Source organism: Agarivorans sp. Alg241-V36, from assembly GCF_900537085.1.
Lineage (GTDB): Bacteria > Pseudomonadota > Gammaproteobacteria > Enterobacterales > Celerinatantimonadaceae > Agarivorans.
In genome coordinates this window covers 253,887-272,327 of the sequence record NZ_UNRE01000001.1, presented here as the reverse complement: position 1 = coordinate 272,327, position 18,441 = coordinate 253,887, and the positions used below count along the sequence as shown (strand labels likewise).

Sequence of the window (18,441 nt, the reverse complement as noted above, 5' to 3'; positions counted from 1 at the left end):
TACTATAAACACATTTAGCAATGTCAGTTTTAGCCTTATTGTTGTCACTTCTGCCTCTGTTAGCCACACTCCACTAAGTTGATAATAGCAGCATGCTATTAACCACCGCACAACTAAAAGGCTAACGATTATGACCACTGCCCTGCTAATCATTGATCTACAAAATGACTATTTCCCAGAAGGAAAATACCCTCTTTGGAATACCCAGAAATGCTTGCAGAACATACAATCTGCGATAGCAAAGGCCACTGAGCAAAACATGGAGCTTATCCATATTCAACATATTGCCGATCCGGCGATGGGTCTGGCGCCATTTTTCAACCAAGACTCAAGCGGTGCAGATATTCACCCAGACATCCAAGCTGCCGCCCCACTGGGCAAGGTGATAGTGAAAAGATTTGCCGATAGCTTCGAGCAAACCGAACTTAATGCCTACCTGCAACAACAAGGCGTAGACAAGCTGCTAATTTGCGGCATGATGACCCAAAATTGTGTCACTCACACTGCTATCTCAAAAGCGGCAGAGGCTTATGAGGTCTCTGTTTTGGCGGACTGCACTACCACGGTAGATGAAATGCTGCACAACATTGCCTTGCATGCCTTGTCTACCCGCGTTCCTTTGTTAAGCCTTGAGCAAGCTTTTTAAGCTGCGGCAACGTTAAGTCTTAGCCATCAAATAATATGGTCGCGCCGCTCTCGGCGCTGCCTACTAAACGCCTGAAGGGATTAAATAACTCTCTGCCGCAACCTTCATCTTGTTTGGTTTTGCTGTCGGCGACAGACTCTCGTTGCAGTAGTTCTTGCTCGCTAACTTGGCAGTCGATGCGTCCCTTAATCGCGTCTAAGTAGATCATGTCGCCGTCTTGTAGTTTAGCCAGCAAGCCACCTTTAGCGGTTTCTGGACTTAGGTGCAGCGCGGCAGGAATTTTACCCGACGCACCCGATAAGCGACCATCGGTAAGCAGTGCCACCTTAAAACCTTGTTTTTGCAAGTTACCCAGTATTGGCATCAACTTGTGAAGCTCTGGCATTCCATTAGCAGCCGGACCGTTATAGCGAACCACCACTACGGCATCTTGGTTAAGTAAACCCTGTTGATAGGCTTCTACCACCTGGTGCTGGCAATCAAACACCTTAGCTGGCGCGCAAACAACTTGATGCTCACTCCTAACGGCACTGGTTTTAATCACCGCCCTGCCCAAGTTACCGCTTAATACCTGCAAGCCACCACTGTGGTTAAACTGTTTATCATCAGCTGCAATTACATCGTTGTTATTGCTGGCCTGAGCAGGACGCCAAAGCAGCTCTCCAGCTTCTAAAAGCGGAGACTGCAAGTAATCGCTTAGATGTCCGTACAGAGTATTGGCATCCATGTGTAGCAAGTCTCGCAGCGCTAACAAACGCAGTAAACAAGGCACGCCACCCGCTTGTTCAAAGGCGTTAATATCTGCGGGGCCATTGGGGTACATACTAGAAAGCTGCGGCACTACCTCGGCCAGTTGAGCAAAATCATCCCAATTAATGATGATGCCGGCGCAACGGGCAATCGCAATCATGTGTAAGGTATGGTTAGCGCTGCCTCCAGAAGCTAACAAAGCCACCAAGCCATTCACAATGGCTCTTTCATCGATAACTTTATACAGCGGGCGATAAGCAGATCCCCCGCGATTAATTCCCACCATGTGACGAAGCAAATGTTGATTAAGCTTATCTCTAAGCGCGGTATTTACATTAACAAAAGCACTGCCCGGTAGCATTAAGCCCATGGTTTCAAATACCAATTGGTTGGTATTGGCGGTTCCATAAAACGTACAGGTGCCGGGCGCATGGTAGGCTTTGTTTTCCATTTGTTGTAGCTCGGCTTTATTCACTTCTCCGGCTGCGTGCTGTTGGCGTACCGCCGCCTTTTCATCATTACTAATACCACTTGGCATGGGTCCGCTGGGCATAAATGCGGTGGGTAAATGGCCAAAAGACAACGCGCCCATTAGCTGCCCAGGGGCAATCTTGTCGCAAACACCCAATAAGACGCAGGCATCAAAACCTTGATGGCTCAAGCCAATGGCTGTGCTTTGGGCAATCAGGTCGCGTGAATACAGCGATAAATCCATGCCCTCTTGGCCTTGAGTTACCCCGTCACACATAGCTGGTACGCCACCAGCAACTTGCGCGCTATGACCAAGCTCAGCCATTTGTTGCTGAATAAACTGAGGATATTTTGCATAGGGCTGGTGAGCACTTAGCATATCGTTATAGGCAGTAATAATGGCCAGATTTACTTTGGTAAAATCTAACAAGCGATCTTTTTGTTGCTGGCCACAGGCGGCAATGGCATGGGCTAAGTTACCGCAGCTTAAGTGCGCCCTAGCATTCCCCTGCTCAGCTTGTTTTTCCATGCGTTGAACATAAGCGCTTCGCAAGCTTTGGCTGCGCGTAACAATGTTTTGAGTCACTTGTTTAATGGTGGGATTCATTTCAACCTCAATGTAGCGCAGGCTTACGATTAATACGGTGAATACAACGTGCTAGTACCTGCTCTAAGCTAGCGTCGATATTGATTGGGATAACATCTACTTCATCGGCAGAAGGAGCTTCTAAAGTCGCAAATTGACTGGCTAATAAGTCCTGCGGCATAAAGTGATTACAGCGCTGCTCTAGTCTTTGCTTAATTAGCCTTTGCTCGCCTTTTAAGTAGATAAAGACCACTTCAGCGCTCACTTGGCGCAGTTGTTCTCGATAGGCTTTCTTTAGTGCAGAACAAACAATCACGGCGGTTTTTCCTTGCTGGCTAAAAGCATCAGCTTTAGCCACTATAGTCGCTAGCCAAGGTTTGCGGTCGTCATCATTGAGCGCTAAGCCACTGCGCATTTTTTCTATGTTGCAGTGAGGGTGAAGCGTATCACCGTCTATAAACTCTGCTTGCAGGTAATTGGCTAGCCCCTCACCAATGCTAGACTTACCGCAACCCGACACCCCCATAACAAAGTAAACCGTGCCCTGATTAGCATTCATACTAAGGCACTCTTTGATTCTGCTGCTTTAGCTGAGTTCGCCTTGTCTTCAAGTGCTTGTGTCACACTTATTTGATAGCGCTCGCCAGTCACAAAACCACTAATCAGCAGCTGTTTATCGGCCTGCTGAGTAATGGTTAGCTTGGCTTCAGCGGCGCTCATTAGCTGTTTCGCGCGTAAGGGCTGAGAGCTGCTAGCATTAACTTGTTGGTATTCAATACTAATAACCGCTCCTCTAAACTCTCGAACTACCGAAACTTTAGACCAGTCATCGGGTAATTGAGGGCTAAGCAACAAGCCCTGTGGAGTACCACGCAATCCAAACAACTGCTCCACCACCAATTGGTAATACCAAGCGCAGGTACCGGTATTAAACAAATTGCTAGAACGCCCAGCAGTGCGAGGATACTGGTAATACGCTCCTCGATAATAATTAGGCAAGTAGATCGGTAACTGTCCCCGCACCTTGAGCTCTTGGTTTTGATTGCTTGGCAGCATCTTACGTAATACATCAAAGGCTCTTTGTCCTTCGCTCGAAGAGTAAAGCGAGGCTGCATAAAATGCCGCAGCATGGTTATACACCGAGCCATTTTCGGCGCTGCCAGGCCATTTTTGAGTCACCCGCCCAACGTCATCACGCATTTCGGTAAAGGCTGGCGCACTCATCATCACCCCAAACGGCGTATCTAATTGCTCATCAATGGCTTTAAGCATCTGCGCTTTTTGTTCATTATTGGCAGCACCGCATAACAGGGCCCAGCTCTGAGCATTAAGAAAAATTTTCCCTTCCTTATCACTGCTTATGCCAAATAGCTTTCCAGCATCGGTAATGCCGCGCCCATACCATGCGCCATCCCAAAAGTAGTGATTAATCAGCTGGTTAAGTTGCTCTGCATGTTGGCTAAAGGTTTGCGCTAAGGCGGCTTCACCTAAGTGCTCACAAATGGGCACCCACAATTGCAAGGCATAAGAAATGGCTTCGGCCAACCAACCGGATACGCCCTTGCCTTGATAACCCACCATGTTCATTGGATCGCACCAATCGCCCTGAGCGATATAAGGTAAACCGCGTTCATCCTTGGCTTCACACAAAAATTGCATTGCCTTGCTCACATGCTCAAATACGCTTTGCTCGAGTGAATTATCGGCCCAACCGAGCTTCACTTGCAGCAGGCTATAATCGTTAGTTTCCTGAAGATAGGCGTTTAGCACAATGGCTAGCCAAACCGGATGGTCGGTATGGGGAACTTGATTAATGTACTTAAGCTCTGCCTGTTCGCTTAATAAAATGCCATCGGGCATCTCACCAGTAAATTTTTGCTGCTTCAGCGCTGTTAGTAATGCTTGTTTACACGCTTCAGGTTTGAGGTAAACCATGCCCATGGCATCTTGCAGATAGTTACGTGTTTGCGGATCGGTAGTTAAACGCTGGCTATCACCATGATAAAACACCTGCCTAGGCAGCCAATGGTTAACAAAGTGATTAAACTGCTGATCAGGCGTCTCAATCGAAATACAGCCATTGGCCTGAGCAAAGGAGGCTTCACAAGCTTGGCGCTGCGGCTCTTGGTCGGCATACAAATACCGCTGGTTGAGTTGTTTAATTTCGGCCTTATCTTTAGCCGGTCCAAAACTAAGTTTAAGCACATCGCTGCCATTGGCGGGCAAATAGTACTGAAACTGCATAATGGCTGCTGGCAGCTCATAATGCGCCTCGCCATTATTTAGGTTTCCGCCTTGCTGCAAGGCACTGGGATTATGTAAACCGCCCTCTCCCTCAAAAGCCTGTTGTGAAACTTCATAGAAATCTGGCAGTCGACTAGCAGACAAAAAGGTTAGATCTTTGAAGTGCTGATGTTTGAAATAATCAGTGACTTTTTGGTAGGGAGTCACGCTGCTGCAAACAATTGCATTAAGCTCTGCATCGTATTGCCCGCCCATATTCATCCACGAGGCGTAACCTACAGGAAAGTAGGGTATTAAAGAAATATCTCGGCGCTTAGAGCTTAGGTTTTTCACAGTGACTTGCCAGCTCTCTAGCACCGCATCAACCGCAAGATTCAGCCTTATGTTTAGCTCAATATCGAGCTTTTCCACCACCCAGCGAATATCGGCTAAGCCCGGCTCAAAGGCAAAGCGATCTAAGTCCACTTTCATTGGCTCATAGGGAGCAGAAAACATCTCGCCACTTTGATTATCTCGCAGATAAAAAAAGCGCCCAGGGTGATGACTAAAATAGGGCTGCTCTGGCTGCATAAAACTTTGCGCAGCTAAGTTAGGCACATGTGCATATTTGCGAGGCTCGGGATCCATATATTGGCTCACCGCAAATCCTCGGCAGTTCATGTGCAGCATCATTTTTTTGTTCCACAAATAAGCCGCACTGTTTGGTGCAATGCAAGGGTCATCTAAGTGGTAACGTGTTCCATTTTCTATAAACTTCGCCATAGTTTTAGTCTTCTTTACTCTTAAGATGAGGAGATGCTTGGGTGCTAGCACGCGCAACAAAATGCGGCTCAGGCACGCTGGGAATAGTAAGTGTTAAGTCGTAAGCTAAATTGAGTACCTGCCTGCTAGCGGCTGTGGCCATTTGCTCGATAGGGATTGCAATAGTGCTAAGCGGTGGTGAGGCAACAGCGGCAAAGTCAACATCATCGTAGCCCAATACCGACACCTGCTGCGGCACCTTAATACCAGCACCTTGCAAGGTAGATAAGGCCGCTAAGGCCACTTTGTCGCTACCGCAAAACAGTGCATCAAAAGGCAATTGTTTATCCAGTAATTGCTGGACCGCACGCTGGCTAATGGCAAAATCAAAGCTGCCTTCAATGCACAACTCAGGATTAATAGGTCGGCCTTGACGGGCTAATTCATCAACAAAACCTTGCTGACGTAGCTTTGCGTCTTGGGCACTTAAACGACCGCTAATACAGGCGATATTGTCATGGCCTAGCGCCAACAAGCTGTTTGCTGCCAAACATCCACCAGCATAGTGATCAACACTAAAAGATTGCTTAGACAATAAATCGGTGGAGTGATTAATAAATACCAAGGGCGGATAATTGGCTTGAGCAATCAGCAGATCGGAAATGGCAATTTCTGGACATACCATCAGCACGCCATCGCAATCACGATTAATTAAATAATCTAAATGCTGCAAGTATCCTTCATTGCTCTTTGCCCCTTCGGCGTTAGCAATAATTAGGTGTTTGTCGTGCAAGCGCAACTCAAACTCTATGGCTTGTAGAATGTGCTGATAAAAGGGGCCAGACAACGAGGGCAACCAAACCCCAATGATGTTAGAGCGCTGGGTAGATAAGGCCCGAGCAAGACTGTTGGGCCGATAGTTAAGCTGCTGCATGGCTTCGCTCACTTTTAGCTCGGCCTTGGCAGAAACCCCGCCCTTTCCTGCTAAGCAGCGAGATACCGTTCCCACACCTACTTGCGCCAACTTAGCCACATCTTTAATCGTTGCCATTGTTCCCTGCTTAGCTAACCCGCCATATCACCAGCATGGTCGCCAAGACTTAGATGCTCAAGGCTTAAACAAGCAAAACGGAACCGATTCCAAATTACTATGAAACCAGTCTTTAAATAGCCCTTTAGTTTCACAGCGCCCCATTAAAGCGCTGACAAATTGCCTACAACAAAAGCTCGCGTAGTGGCCTTCAAACAACTACTTTATACCAATCACACTAAGTAAGTGCTCAGAAATAACGCAGGAAAAATACTTGAGAATAAGGCAGAATTTTTCGATAAGTAGCTATTCTACAATCAAAAATTCTAACGCAGTTATCGAGTATTTTAACCAGGTAGTATGAACAGTTATTTAGTACGATTGGTATTATACAATGCTTGCTAATGCTGAATAGGAACAGCCTGAATGATTACTTTATATGGCTCACCACGCACCCGCTCTTTGCGAGTTTCGTGGATGTTGGAAGAATTACAACTTGAGTGGAATTATCATTACCTAAACCTTCAAGCCGGTGAACACCGCAGCGAAGAGTACTTAAACCTTAACCCCTGCGGCAAAGTGCCTGCGCTTAAAGATGGCGACTTGGTTTTTAGTGAATCTGCCGCTATTTGCCTGTATTTAGCCGAGAAGTACGGCCCGCAATTTTTACCTACCCCAGGCAGCGACCAAGCTGCACTACACCACCGCTGGGTAAGCTTTACCATTTGTGAACTAGAACAAGCCCTGTGGAACATGGGCAAACACCGCTTTGCCCTTCCAGAAGAGCTGCGCATACCCGAAATGCTAGAAACCACGGCTTGGGAGTTTAACAAAGCCGCAGCCATTGCCGAGCTTTGGGGTCCTGAAGAAGGCTATTTGTTAGGCGAGCAGTTTACTGTTGCCGATGTGCTGTTGTGCCACACCTTAAATTGGGCAATGGCGTTTCAGCAGCAATTACCCGAAAAACTGATGGCCTACCGCAAGCGCACCAGCCAACGCTCGGCCTTAAATAAGGGCTTAGAAAAAGAGATGAATGGCAAAGCCATGACCAAACTCTAGGCCAAACTCTAGAACGAAGAGCGTAAAGTCTGCCAAGCCAAGCTGTTGCTTGGCTTTTTAATTGCCACTTCAACAAGCCTAAACCTAAGTTAAATTGAATAAGTCCAGACTATACTTGGGTTTTGCTAAGTATGGCGCTTATAATGCGCGGCATTAACCTTTAGGAAGCAGATCATGAGCGGTATCATTACCCTTAAAGCCAAGCGCGACAAAGCTTTGTTGCGTCGCCACCCTTGGATTTTTTCAAACGGCATACATAAAGTTTCGGGCAAACCATTGGCGGGTGAAACCGTGGAAGTGTATAGCGCCGAAGGGAAATATTTGGCCACTGCCGCCTACTCACCAGAGTCACAAATTCGTGCTCGGGTATGGAGCTTTGATCAACAGCAAGAGATTGATAAACAGTATTTTATCGAACGCCTAGAAGATGCCCAAGCCGCGCGACAAATACTCGGCGAGTTTGCCGATACCAACGCTTATCGTTTAGTAGCCGGTGAAAACGATGGCCTACCAGGTATCACCATTGATCGCTACGCCAATGTATTAGTATTGCAGCTGCTAAGTGCCGGCGCCGAGTTCCAGCGTTTAAACCTTATTGAAGCGCTAAAACACTGTTTCCCAGATGATGTTATCTACGAGCGCTCAGACGTAGATGTACGTAAAAAAGAAGGTTTAGCTCCTCAACAGGGGCTGATTCATGGCGAGCTACCCGCACAGCCAATGGAAATTAATGAGAATGGTTTGCGCCTGCTGATTAACGTAGAAACGGGCCACAAAACCGGTTACTACCTCGATCAACGCAATAATCGCAAACTCGTTGGCCAGCTTGCCAAAGGCAAAAAAATACTTAACTGTTTTTGTTATACCGGCGGTTTTGGCACCTACGCCTTGGCGGGCGGTGCTAAGAAGGTGGTAAACGTAGATGTCTCTGATGCAGCATTAGAGATTGCCGCTAAAAATGTTGAATTAAACGACTTAGACGCCAGTAAAATTACCCAGCTAAATGCCGACGTATTCAAGCAACTGCGTGCTTACCGCGATTGTGATGAGCAGTTTGACATGATAGTGCTAGACCCACCTAAGTTTGTCGACAGCAAAGCTAGCTTAAATCGCGCAAGCCGTGGCTACAAAGACATCAACATGTTAGCCATGCAAATGCTACGCCCTGGCGGTATATTGCTGACTTATTCCTGCTCTGGCCTTATGCCAACAAGCTTGTTCCAAAAAATCGTGGCCGATGCAGCAATTGATGCAAAACGAGAAATGCAGTTTCTAAAAACGCTTGAACAAGCAGAAGATCACCCAGTTGGCGGCCCTTACCCAGAAGGCCACTACTTAAAAGGCTTCTTGTGTAGAGTGAAATAGTCCTTAGCACTGAGGAGGTAATAACGTCCTCAGTGCGATTCAACTATCAAGCAATTAACCATTAGCTCCAAAGATATCTCCTGTATTAGTAACTCTATTATCGAGGTGCCTCTCGCTCGATATTTTCTATGACGGTCAATACAACCCCGCCGCTACTTCAGTTAACTGGCAAGTCGCCCAACGTTGTCTGCTATCATTATGCTCAGAATATATGCACATACGACGTTGGTTACTACAAAGCCGAACAACAGGGTCTGGTTGGGAGCGACAATTAACATAAAGGAATATGTAGATGTGCTGAACACAAAAAACCGCTAGTGGTACTAGCGGTTTTTTATTTTAGAAGTAATTAAGCTTTACGAACTAGTGGATGAGTCGAGCAACGAGGGCCACCACCGAATGCGGATACATTTGCGTAAGGTAAGGTCACACACTCAACACCATTTTCCGTTAGCATTTCGATAATACGAGTGTGCTCAGCGCCAATAATTGTGCGGCTTGGTGCTATGTTAACGCCATTGCAACCAAGTGCCTTGGCTTCTTCTTTTGTCGCTTCTAACCAGGTCCAGTTTTGCATGAACTCTGGGAATGCTGCTTTACCGCCTTTTACCCCACCTAAGTAAGCCATGGCTAAACCTTCACGGGGTGTTGAGAAGATACAATCAAGGTGGATCCAGTCTTTTGTTAGTTCAATCGTATGAACGCGGTAACCTTTAGGCTCTAAGTGCTTCTGTAGCCACTCGATGCCTGCATAGCTTGAGGCAATACCAGCATGGCCAACTAAGATATCTTTACCTAGTACGAAAATGTCGCCACCTTCTAAGTATGGTTGATCTTCATCTGATAGCTCTGCCATTAGTGCAGGCACAGGCTGAGAAATATGTGCTTGGCCAGTACCTTGTGTTACTTCAGTTAACTGCTTATGTAAAAATGGGTGAACTTTACGACGAGAGCCTGTACGACAGAATATGTTAATCAGCTCATCCCCAACGGCCAAGGTATTATCACGCTCAAACATGGCAGTGTAACCAACATGAGCCGCCTGTTGCTCGGCTTTGCTAGGCATCGTTGGGCGAATAACTTCAATGCCTTCTGATTTTAGCAATGCTGCCAGGGCATCTTCTTCTGCTTTGGTTACTGCATACTGAGCTGGGTCAAGCTCTTCAAAAGTCTTACCGTGGTGGTCACGTAAAGCCGCTTTTACTTCATCAGTAATGCCGGCATATGTATCTAGCACCCAATCTAGTTTTGGAAAAGTGAAGCCTTCTGGTGTGCCTACGATGATTGATTTTAGTTGGTCCCACTCGTTGTAAACACCAACTCCATTGCTGTCGGTTAATACTGCGCTTGTTGCGCTGCTTGCTAATACACTTGGTGCTAATGTTGCTGCGCCTGCAACAGCTGCTGCGCCACCAGCAAGTTTGAAAAAGTCGCGACGGTTTAGTGATTTAGACATAATATTTACCTCGGTTTGCTTAAGTAATTTGAATCAAGTTTGTTTCGATGGAGTCATTATTGAACAATTTTCGTGAAAGGTTTAATTAGTTACTTTCAAGATTATTGAAACTTGCTACACTTTGTGGATATCAATACTAGGAGTGAGTAATGATTAACTTGGAACATATGGTGATTTTTGTAGCGTCGGCTGAAGAAGGATCTTTTAGTGCAGCTGCACGGGCTTTAAAAAAAAGCATTAGCAGTGTCAGTATGTGTATTTCAAATTTGGAAGATGAGCTAAATGTGCAGCTGTTTGACCGAAGCCGTAAACACCCCACTCTCACCCCTGCAGGGGAACGATTATTAACTCACGCCCAAACCATACTGCGCCAAGCGCGTCGATTAGACAGTGTTGTGCAAGATGTAAATGATTCGGTGGAAGAGTCTTTTGCCATTGGTATTGGTGAGCTTGTTCCTATGGGCTTAGTGGAAGAGCGAATAGCTAAGACAATTCGCCAATACCCCAACACAAAATTCAAAATAGAACGCGGTCGCCGTGATGAACTACAAGAGAAGTTTGAGTCCGGACAGCTACAAGTGTTACTTAGGTCGCAAAGCGCGGGTGTAGATACCGAAGCAGATTTTTATCAATTTGATGTCGTTGATATGGTTTGTGTGTGCTCACCCGATTCGGCATTAGCAGATCTTGAGCTTGTCGATAATGAATCACTGATTGCTACGCGACAGATCATTTGCGAAAGCATGTATGAAAACCCGATGCTGCAGATAGAAGCCACCTTATCTAATGACATTATGTTAGTCAGTTCAATCAGTGACATGATCCAACTTGTTGAGCAAGATATTGGCTGGGCCTTCATTCCTCAAGTGGAAGCAGAGGAGCGGATGAAATTTGGCGGCTTAACAATATTTAAGCCAGAATTCGCGATCACTAGCCGTGGCATCGCCTTAGACTTTTTAATTAAACCCAGCCATGAATTGGGGCCTGTTGCACATTACCTTAAAGCGCAATTTACTCACGCTAGTTAGTTTACCGGCCTCTTAGTGGTCAATTAAAGTCAGTAACTCATCATCAAATTAGACCTTTCAAAATTATTGAAAGGTCCTGTTTCGTAATAGAAATTCACCCGCGTTATAGTGCTCTCGTCATCAGATGACACACAACAAACATTCAATTTTAGTCACTTAAGCGGAGAATTATTATGGGTATTAGTGTTTGGCAACTGGCCATTATTGCAATTATTGTAGCGCTACTTTTTGGCACTAAACGTTTACGCACTTTAGGCAGTGATGTAGGCACCACTGTTAAAGGGTTTAAAAAGGCCATGAGTGACCAGCCCCTTACTGAAGAACTGGCTCAACCAGCAAGCGTAGCAACAGAACCCAAAGACGCTCTATAAGGAGCATAACTATGTTTGATATAGGATTTTGGGAAATGTTGTTCTGCGGCGTTATTGGGCTGATAGTCATCGGCCCAGATAAACTGCCCAGTGCACTTCATAGCATATCAAAAGTGATTAAGTCACTGCGGCAAACGGCCTCTCACTTAAGTGCTGAGCTTGGCAAAGAGCTAGATGTAAAAGCTATGGAGCAACAACTAGAAAGCCTGAACAAGCCCCTTAACCAAGACTTAAAGGACTAAGTCGAACTCACACCAAGCTATATAGGAGATTCAGTCTATGAGCCAAACTACTCACTCACTTATGTTTCATTTAACAGAATGTAGAAACGCGATTATTCGCAGTGTTGCTGCAATTATTGTGTTGTTTGTATTCTTGGTGTATTTCTCCAACGACATGTACTCAATTATTGCCTTACCGCTGATAGAGTCACTGCCCGATGGGGCGAGTATGATAGCTACCGATGTAGCTGCACCATTTTTAACACCGATAAAATTAACCTTATTTGCAGCCGCCTTTTTAGCCGTTCCTTACCTCTTATACCAACTATGGTCTTTCACCGCCCCAGGTTTGTATCGCCATGAAAAAAAGCGGGTGTTCCCCCTGTTGTTTGGCTCGGTATTTCTTTTTTATGCGGGTGTCGCTTTTGCCTACTTTGTATTATTTCCTATCGCATTTTCATTCTTTAGCGCGATGGCCCCAGAAGGGGTTACCATTGCCACTGATATCGGCAGCTATTTGAGCTTTGTATTAAGTTTGTTTTTTGCATTTGGCCTAGCGTTTCAAATCCCAATTGTTACTTTGGTATTGTGTTGGACTGGCGTTACCACAGCCCAGCGTTTAGGTGAACAGCGTGCTTATGTCATTGTAGCTGTGTTTGTTATTGGTATGCTGCTCACCCCTCCCGATCTTATTTCACAAACTTTGTTAGCATTGCCGATGTGGGCATTGTTTGAAATTGGCTTATTTGCTTCTCGCTTTTATGCCACCAATGAGATGGGCTAAAAATGTAAAAATGAGGTTGCTTAACCAGCGTAGTTAGGGGGCTCATTTTACTCAATCGCGATACCTAAATACGCCTTAATAACATCGGTAGCCGACAAAATGCCTTTAAAGCTGCCGTCTTGCATAACGATTAAATGATGGATTTTTTCTTTAACCATTATTGCTCCTGCTTGTTCTATCGAGATGTCAGGCGAGACCTCAATCACTTTATGGGTACACAACTCCCAGGCGCGCTCTAACTTAGGGTTCACGTATAAAGTATCAAAATGTACCAAATCAGTAGCGCTAACCACGCCAAATATTGCGCCATCGGGGGTCAGTACCGGTACACAGCTGAGTTTATTTTCATCCAGTACTTCAGATACTTTCTTAGCGCTGTCATCGAGTTCTACACTAATGACATTGGTTTCCATATAGGAAGTAATTGAACTGTTCATAGGAGCCTACCTTAGCCAAACGCTTGCTAGCTAAACATCTATTGCTACTTTAAGCATAGCTGTATTAGCCGGAGCTTAATGGCTAGCAGGTAGGTTATTGATGAATAACTTGTTAGAGATCAATTTGAGAATGAGGGTGCGCTTATTGAGCAGGGAGATTAATTTTCGCTTATCTTTCTCCTTATTCCTGCAAGTTGTTCCAAAGCTTTACGCAGTAATAAATCGGCATGTGATCAGTAAAGCTGATTTTTGTATCTGCTTGCCATTGCTTAAGGTTGTCTCGCCATTCCTTAAAGGACTCAAGTAAGTGCTGGTTTATCTCGGTAAGATCCACACTCAAGCTCTTACGGCGCTGTTCTTGAGCCTTAAAGGTGCTCACTATCAACTCTTTATACTCTTCAGTGCTTTTTTCCGGCCGTTGGTAATCTATTGTCTGGTCATTATGGATGTAAACCAACTCCCCAAGATCTGCGAAGCCAAAGCTTATTGTAGGCAAATTAGGCGGTAACATTGGGATAGGATCTTTAGCATGCTCTGCTCGCCAAACAGGCCGGCTATTAACCAACTCTACAAATTGCTGATTGCCGACTCGCGGGGCACCATAAACATATAAACCGGTTGCTTGCGGCACTTTAGCAAAACATAAGGTGGCTAACGCGCCGCCTAGGCTATGCCCAGTAAGCCAAATAGGTCGATCTGGAAAGTCTTCTATCTGCTGCTCAATAAACTGCTGCAAACCTTGCTCGCCACTCCATACCTCATCGAGCGCTTTAGCAAAGCCTTGATGTACTTTTCCACCTTCTGCAAAGGCTACTGGCATACTATCCAGATCGGTTTTCAGTTCGTACAAAGCTGATAATGACTTAAGCTCGGTGCCTCTAAAGGCAATAATCAAGGCTTCTTGATTGCCAGCGGCCATGCACTCGGTGCCGGTTCCTTGAAAAAAGCTAAACTGCTCAAAGCCCGCAAGTTTAAAAGCCATACGGGCGAAACCTGGATGACAATAAGCTAGCAATGCACATTCAGATAACCACCAAGCATTCACCTCTGAGAACTCGGTATTGGCAGCTTGAAATGGATATTGATCGGAGCCTTCGAAATACACGTAATTCATATCAGGCGGAACAATATCATAGCTCTTGGCTTCGGGAATTGGCTTCTTCATGACTAAAACTGTTACTGTAAACGAAGCATTAGCTTACCTTAATCGCACACCAAAGCAGTAATAATTAGCTGGTTTATGAGCGATGAGTAGGTCACCAACAATAATTTAATCGCATACTAAGCAAGCTAGTACGTACAAAGGAGAATAAGGCATGAAAGTCATTGTAGCTAAGATGCGGCTAGTCACAGTATTAGCCCTAGCCAGCTTAAACCTTGCCTGTGTACCTACCATTCAAACGGTTTATCTAACGCCGGAAGTAAAAGGTAAAGTACTGTTGTTTTCTCCAGGCGAAGCGCCAAGCTTTAAGCCTTTAACTAATGTTAAGGCTTACCACGCCTTTCAATCTGAAACGGCTACCTTATCCAATCAGCAGGGTGAGTATCAGCTAGCGCCAAGCAGCAAGGTTGAAAGCACTTTGTTAATGGCTGGGCATTCTTTGAATTACTATCCCGTCAGTATACAAACCGAAGCATTTACAGTGACCGCGTTAGCTCAAGCCTCAACTAAAATGCTCGATGTAGAAACGGTTAATATAAATAGTGTTATTGTGCAAGATGAACTTGAAGGTAAGCCGCTGCTGGCAGAGCCCGGCCCCAGTGCACTAAAGTATTGTAATTTAAGTTATGTTAAGCAGCTGCGCAGAGAGTTAGCAGTGCATAAAGTACTTAAACAATCTTACCCAGAGATAGAACCAACAGAACTTGCTTACCTGCAAGACCAGCAACAGCAAACGCTGATGTGGATAGAATACGTAAAACGTTCTTGTAATTGGGAAAATGAGGATGGCTACCCTCGTTATCGAGATATGAAGGATGCACGCGAATACTTTGCAGCAGCCGAAGCCAGTTTACGCGACTGAATTAATCAGCACCCAAACAAAAACGCTGCTTAAACTAAGCAGCGTTTTTAGTGAATGAGAGATCGCTCTAAAGCGCTAGGTCCACTTGCACTGGGCAGTGATCAGAGCCCATTACATCATTAAGAATATCAGCATCACTGACTTGGTCGGCAAAACTGTCGCTTACCAAGAAGTAATCGATTCTCCAGCCTATGTTACGCCCACGAGCACCGGCTCGGTAACTCCACCAGCTGTATTTTACTTCATCTTGTTTCTTTAAACGGAAGGTATCAACAAAACCTGCAGCGGTGAGATTGTCAATGCCATCAATCTCAGCCTGAGTATAACCAGCACTTTTATTGTAATTAGGTTTTGGACGGGCTAAATCAATGTCTTTGTGAGCAACGTTTAAATCGCCACACACTAATACTGGTTTACGCTCTTCTAAAGCTTTTAGATACGCTAAGAAGTCGGCATCCCACTGTTGACGGTATTCTAGGCGTTTTAGCTCACTGCCTGAGTTAGGCGTGTATACCGTTACCAAGATGAACTTTTCGTATTCTGCAGCAATTACCCGACCTTCTTGGTCGTGCTCTTCAATGCCCATGTCGTATTCAACATTTATTGGCTGTTGCTTGCTTAAAATGGCAGTGCCTGAGTAGCCTTTTTTTACCGCAGAGTTGCTGTAAATATGGTAGCCCTCGAGTTCATTTAAGGCCTCTACCACCTGATCGTCTTGTGCTTTGGTTTCTTGTAGGCACAAGATATCTGTTTGCATTGATTCCAACGACGCCATGAAGTCTTTTTTCATCACAGCTCTAATGCCATTTACGTTCCACGATACTAAACGCATTCGCCCTTCCTTCAGAAAGTAAAAAAGTGGTGTTCAATAGCCGCCATTGAAAGAGGTACTGAATCAAATTAGTTAAATATTGTAACAGGCTTAAAGCTTGCTAAAAAACCTTTAAATGATGGGGATATTACTCGTTAAAAAAACCATAGAAGCAGACGAATATCCACTTCTACCGAAACTTATCAAGATCAACTCCGTTCAGCTTACAGAATAATATGTGGCAGATAACGGCTCATATCTTGGGTTACCAAACTACTATCTTCACGAATAGAGATGCCTGCTGCTTGGTCATCTACCAGCCAACTACCAATTAAAGTAAAGTCATCGCCATAGCGTGGCAGCTCGTGTAGGGCTTGGTATATGTAGCCTTCTTCACCATAAGGGCCATGAGTATTGGCTATTTTTTCTTCGCCGCGCAGTATTGAAATATTGGCACCCTCACGGGAGAAAATAGGCTTCTTAACAATTCCTGCACTAAAGTTGGCTTGCGAAAGTTGGTCTTCGAAAAATGACGGCAGCAAGTTAGGATGATTAGGAAACATTTTCCACAACATTGGCAATAAAGCCTTGTTAGAAATAATGCTTTTCCAGGCAGGCTCTAACCAACGTATATTTTGCTTTCCTAAGCTGTCACCAAACTCTTCATCAAACATAAACTCCCACGGATAGAGTTTAAACATCCAAGTGATGACTTCATCGTTTAGGTTGGTAAAGCGCTTCTCGGCGTCGATACCGATATCTTCGACAAACACAAATTTGGTATCTAAGCCCGCCGCTATCGCACAATCTTCCATGTATTGCACGGTGCCGCGATCCTCATCGGTATCTTTACAACAAGCAAAGTGCAACTCCCTACCCGGGGTCAAGTACTGTAAATCGCTAAAGCGGTTTACCAGCTTTTCTTGCAGGCTATTAAACTGATCACTGGCTGGACTTAATACACCTTGGTCTACATTGTCTTTTAGCCACAACCATTGCCAAAACCCACTTTCGTATACCGATGTAGGCGTGTCAGCATTATTTTCGTATAACTTAGCGTCACCTTTGCCGTCGTAACAAAAGTCTAAACGCGAGTACAAACAAGGCTCGCCGTTCAACCAAGACTGACGAACAAAATCCCAGTGTTTTTCTGGAATACAAAAACGGCGCATTAACTGTTCGTCACGCACTACTTTGTCTACTACTTCAAGACACATTTGATGTATCTCTTCGGTAGGAGCTTCTATGCCGTTTTCAATTTGCTCTAGAGAGAACTGATAATAGGCCGACTCGTCCCAGTACTTGTCGCCGTACATGGTGTGGTAGTTAAAACCATATTCTTTGGCTTGCTGCTGCCAGTTCAGTCGTTCTTTTATCGGTACTCGTAACACGCTTAACCGCCCCAGCTAGATTTAGAGCCACCCCAAGATGACTTAGCCGAGGCTTTGGCACCAAATCCGCCACGCGACACGGTTCTGCTTACCGTTGCCTTAGGTTTATACGCTGACTGATTAACCTTGTAGCCATTTTGTCCAGCTTTACCAATCACAGAACCATCGGCAGTGATAATAGAATCACGATACGAGGAACCACGTTGATTATATTTATATACCGATGAAGGACGGTTGGTATCCATCATACGGCCGAACAAGTAACCGTACATAATCGGCGTAAAAATACCATTACTGTTAGCTCGACAACCTTCGTAACCAAAAGCTTCTTCACAATCTTGGCGGCTATTATATTTAGGCGCAGTACGGGCTGCTTCGGCTTCGGCATTTTGGTAGACAGCAACACACTGTTGCTCGTTAAATGTAGTTTTGGTAACGCAGTCGTCCACCGACTCAATCACAATTGCGTCGTCTTGAGGTTCAGAACAAGCGCTCAGTATCGCGGTAGATACCGCAATTACCAAAGGTTTAACAATAAACGAAGGCCTAGTTGCAGGTAACTTACGCATAACAGCTAAGTTAATAAACTTAGAACGTTTCATAAGGCCTCCTAGTAGGTCATGCAGGCTGCATTTAATAAACCTACCGACACACTGGTAGCGGCTAGCATAATACCTGCGCTAACTTCGTTAGCTTCAATGCGTGACACAATGCCTGGGATAAATACAAAACGCACAATCACAAAGGCAGCAATTTGCGCGATTAAAGCAATAGTGCCCCATAAGGTAAAATCAACAAACGAAATTGAGTTACTGGCAGCACCAGCTAAGGCTAATGCGAAACCAAGTACTGCACCACCAAAGGCTATTGCGGCGCTGGTATTTTTACCTTCTTTAATTAGCTTCCACTCATCATGTGGCGTAACTCGCACATAAATCACTTTAAATAGCATTAAGAAAACGATTGAAGCAGCAAAGTAAATCGCAAAGTTAGCTACTGCTAAGAGTAAGTCCGACTGTTCCATTT

General features: G+C 45.1%; 19 protein-coding genes. 8 read left to right on the top strand and 11 right to left on the bottom strand.

Annotation, left to right across the window (positions count from 1 at the left end; translation table 11 throughout):
• The first annotated feature begins 130 nt into the window (after positions 1–130).
• Positions 131–646, top strand: a complete 516-nt coding sequence (locus tag G6R11_RS01275) for a cysteine hydrolase family protein (RefSeq protein ID WP_240352373.1) — start codon at positions 131–133, stop codon at positions 644–646.
• Positions 647–665: 19 nt separating this feature from the next.
• Here G6R11_RS01275 and edd read toward each other — a convergent pair whose 3' ends face one another.
• Genes edd through G6R11_RS01255 form a run of 4 tightly spaced genes read right to left on the bottom strand, consistent with a single transcriptional unit; the run spans position 666 to position 6,489 of the window.
• Positions 666–2,474 (bottom strand): phosphogluconate dehydratase, encoded by a 1,809-nt coding sequence (gene edd / locus G6R11_RS01270; RefSeq protein ID WP_163130651.1) that lies wholly within the window; start codon positions 2,472–2,474, stop codon positions 666–668.
• A gap of 7 nt (positions 2,475–2,481) precedes the next feature.
• Positions 2,482–3,012, bottom strand: coding sequence for a gluconokinase (locus G6R11_RS01265; protein ID WP_163130648.1), 531 nt, complete (start codon positions 3,010–3,012; stop codon positions 2,482–2,484).
• On the bottom strand, positions 3,009–5,459 hold the full coding sequence (locus G6R11_RS01260; protein ID WP_163130645.1) for a GH36-type glycosyl hydrolase domain-containing protein: 2,451 nt from the start codon (positions 5,457–5,459) through the stop codon (positions 3,009–3,011). The genes G6R11_RS01265 and G6R11_RS01260 overlap by 4 nt, the downstream gene beginning before the upstream one ends.
• A gap of 4 nt (positions 5,460–5,463) precedes the next feature.
• Complete coding sequence (locus G6R11_RS01255) at positions 5,464–6,489, bottom strand: LacI family DNA-binding transcriptional regulator (RefSeq protein ID WP_163130642.1); 1,026 nt, start codon at positions 6,487–6,489, stop codon at positions 5,464–5,466.
• Positions 6,490–6,894: 405 nt separating this feature from the next.
• Here G6R11_RS01255 and G6R11_RS01250 point away from each other — a divergent pair, with 405 nt between their 5' ends.
• The gene (locus G6R11_RS01250; RefSeq protein ID WP_163130639.1) at positions 6,895–7,527 is read left to right on the top strand and encodes a glutathione S-transferase family protein; all 633 of its coding nucleotides are present in this window, start codon (positions 6,895–6,897) and stop codon (positions 7,525–7,527) included.
• 174 nt (positions 7,528–7,701) lie between these two features.
• Positions 7,702–8,892 (top strand): class I SAM-dependent methyltransferase, encoded by a 1,191-nt coding sequence (locus G6R11_RS01245; RefSeq protein WP_163130636.1) that lies wholly within the window; start codon positions 7,702–7,704, stop codon positions 8,890–8,892.
• 349 nt (positions 8,893–9,241) lie between these two features.
• On the opposite strand, the gene G6R11_RS01240 is transcribed toward G6R11_RS01245, so the two are convergent.
• On the bottom strand, positions 9,242–10,348 hold the full coding sequence (locus G6R11_RS01240) for an arginine deiminase family protein (protein ID WP_163130633.1): 1,107 nt from the start codon (positions 10,346–10,348) through the stop codon (positions 9,242–9,244).
• Between the two features lie 149 nt (positions 10,349–10,497).
• On the opposite strand from G6R11_RS01240, the gene G6R11_RS01235 reads away from it, so the two are divergent.
• The 4 genes from G6R11_RS01235 (at position 10,498) to tatC (ending at position 12,752) form a co-directional block, all read left to right on the top strand.
• On the top strand, positions 10,498–11,376 hold the full coding sequence (locus G6R11_RS01235; protein ID WP_163130629.1) for a LysR family transcriptional regulator: 879 nt from the start codon (positions 10,498–10,500) through the stop codon (positions 11,374–11,376).
• 170 nt (positions 11,377–11,546) lie between these two features.
• Positions 11,547–11,747: a twin-arginine translocase TatA/TatE family subunit gene (tatA, locus tag G6R11_RS01230; RefSeq protein WP_163131865.1), complete on the top strand. Its 201-nt coding sequence runs from the start codon at positions 11,547–11,549 to the stop codon at positions 11,745–11,747.
• An 11-nt stretch (positions 11,748–11,758) separates the two neighbouring features.
• The gene (gene tatB / locus G6R11_RS01225) at positions 11,759–11,989 is read left to right on the top strand and encodes a Sec-independent protein translocase protein TatB (protein ID WP_163130626.1); all 231 of its coding nucleotides are present in this window, start codon (positions 11,759–11,761) and stop codon (positions 11,987–11,989) included.
• A gap of 37 nt (positions 11,990–12,026) precedes the next feature.
• Positions 12,027–12,752, top strand: coding sequence for a twin-arginine translocase subunit TatC (gene tatC / locus G6R11_RS01220; RefSeq protein WP_163130622.1), 726 nt, complete (start codon positions 12,027–12,029; stop codon positions 12,750–12,752).
• A gap of 47 nt (positions 12,753–12,799) precedes the next feature.
• Here the strand turns inward: tatC and G6R11_RS01215 are convergent, their stop codons facing one another.
• Together G6R11_RS01215 and G6R11_RS01210 are read right to left on the bottom strand one after the other, a co-directional pair.
• Positions 12,800–13,189: a CBS domain-containing protein gene (locus tag G6R11_RS01215; protein WP_163130619.1), complete on the bottom strand. Its 390-nt coding sequence runs from the start codon at positions 13,187–13,189 to the stop codon at positions 12,800–12,802.
• 181 nt (positions 13,190–13,370) lie between these two features.
• A complete protein-coding gene (locus G6R11_RS01210) occupies positions 13,371–14,354 on the bottom strand; it encodes a lipase family protein (RefSeq protein WP_163130616.1) in 984 nt (327 codons plus the stop codon).
• 151 nt (positions 14,355–14,505) lie between these two features.
• Between G6R11_RS01210 and G6R11_RS01205 the strand changes: the two genes are divergently transcribed.
• Positions 14,506–15,213, top strand: coding sequence for a hypothetical protein (locus G6R11_RS01205; protein WP_163130613.1), 708 nt, complete (start codon positions 14,506–14,508; stop codon positions 15,211–15,213).
• A 67-nt stretch (positions 15,214–15,280) separates the two neighbouring features.
• Here G6R11_RS01205 and G6R11_RS01200 read toward each other — a convergent pair whose 3' ends face one another.
• The 4 genes from G6R11_RS01200 to G6R11_RS01185 all read right to left on the bottom strand — a co-directional run bounded on the left by G6R11_RS01200 (position 15,281) and on the right by G6R11_RS01185 (position 18,439).
• On the bottom strand, positions 15,281–16,045 hold the full coding sequence (locus G6R11_RS01200; protein ID WP_163130610.1) for an exodeoxyribonuclease III: 765 nt from the start codon (positions 16,043–16,045) through the stop codon (positions 15,281–15,283).
• Between the two features lie 203 nt (positions 16,046–16,248).
• A complete protein-coding gene (locus G6R11_RS01195) occupies positions 16,249–17,415 on the bottom strand; it encodes a glutathionylspermidine synthase family protein (RefSeq protein WP_163130607.1) in 1,167 nt (388 codons plus the stop codon).
• A 2-nt stretch (positions 17,416–17,417) separates the two neighbouring features.
• Positions 17,418–18,017: a DUF1190 domain-containing protein gene (locus G6R11_RS01190; RefSeq protein ID WP_163130604.1), complete on the bottom strand. Its 600-nt coding sequence runs from the start codon at positions 18,015–18,017 to the stop codon at positions 17,418–17,420.
• An 8-nt stretch (positions 18,018–18,025) separates the two neighbouring features.
• Positions 18,026–18,439, bottom strand: a complete 414-nt coding sequence (locus G6R11_RS01185) for a DUF350 domain-containing protein (protein WP_163130601.1) — start codon at positions 18,437–18,439, stop codon at positions 18,026–18,028.
• Positions 18,440–18,441: the final 2 nt, after the last annotated feature.

Excerpts from the sequence above, each read along its gene's own strand:
- tatB (WP_163130626.1), top strand. The coding sequence starts at position 11,759 with ATGTTTGATATAGGATTTTGGGAAATGTTGTTCTGCGGCGTTATTGGG.
- edd (WP_163130651.1), bottom strand. The coding sequence starts at position 2,474 with ATGAATCCCACCATTAAACAAGTGACTCAAAACATTGTTACGCGCAGC.
- tatC (WP_163130622.1), top strand. The coding sequence starts at position 12,027 with ATGAGCCAAACTACTCACTCACTTATGTTTCATTTAACAGAATGTAGA.
- G6R11_RS01200 (WP_163130610.1), bottom strand. The coding sequence starts at position 16,045 with ATGCGTTTAGTATCGTGGAACGTAAATGGCATTAGAGCTGTGATGAAA.
- G6R11_RS01205 (WP_163130613.1), top strand. The coding sequence starts at position 14,506 with ATGAAAGTCATTGTAGCTAAGATGCGGCTAGTCACAGTATTAGCCCTA.
- G6R11_RS01235 (WP_163130629.1), top strand. The coding sequence starts at position 10,498 with ATGATTAACTTGGAACATATGGTGATTTTTGTAGCGTCGGCTGAAGAA.
- G6R11_RS01240 (WP_163130633.1), bottom strand. The coding sequence starts at position 10,348 with ATGTCTAAATCACTAAACCGTCGCGACTTTTTCAAACTTGCTGGTGGC.
- G6R11_RS01255 (WP_163130642.1), bottom strand. The coding sequence starts at position 6,489 with ATGGCAACGATTAAAGATGTGGCTAAGTTGGCGCAAGTAGGTGTGGGA.
- G6R11_RS01190 (WP_163130604.1), bottom strand. The coding sequence starts at position 18,017 with ATGAAACGTTCTAAGTTTATTAACTTAGCTGTTATGCGTAAGTTACCT.
- G6R11_RS01215 (WP_163130619.1), bottom strand. The coding sequence starts at position 13,189 with ATGAACAGTTCAATTACTTCCTATATGGAAACCAATGTCATTAGTGTA.
- G6R11_RS01245 (WP_163130636.1), top strand. The coding sequence starts at position 7,702 with ATGAGCGGTATCATTACCCTTAAAGCCAAGCGCGACAAAGCTTTGTTG.
- G6R11_RS01210 (WP_163130616.1), bottom strand. The coding sequence starts at position 14,354 with ATGAAGAAGCCAATTCCCGAAGCCAAGAGCTATGATATTGTTCCGCCT.
- G6R11_RS01260 (WP_163130645.1), bottom strand. The coding sequence starts at position 5,459 with ATGGCGAAGTTTATAGAAAATGGAACACGTTACCACTTAGATGACCCT.
- G6R11_RS01250 (WP_163130639.1), top strand. The coding sequence starts at position 6,895 with ATGATTACTTTATATGGCTCACCACGCACCCGCTCTTTGCGAGTTTCG.
- G6R11_RS01265 (WP_163130648.1), bottom strand. The coding sequence starts at position 3,012 with ATGAATGCTAATCAGGGCACGGTTTACTTTGTTATGGGGGTGTCGGGT.
- G6R11_RS01185 (WP_163130601.1), bottom strand. The coding sequence starts at position 18,439 with ATGGAACAGTCGGACTTACTCTTAGCAGTAGCTAACTTTGCGATTTAC.
- G6R11_RS01275 (WP_240352373.1), top strand. The coding sequence starts at position 131 with ATGACCACTGCCCTGCTAATCATTGATCTACAAAATGACTATTTCCCA.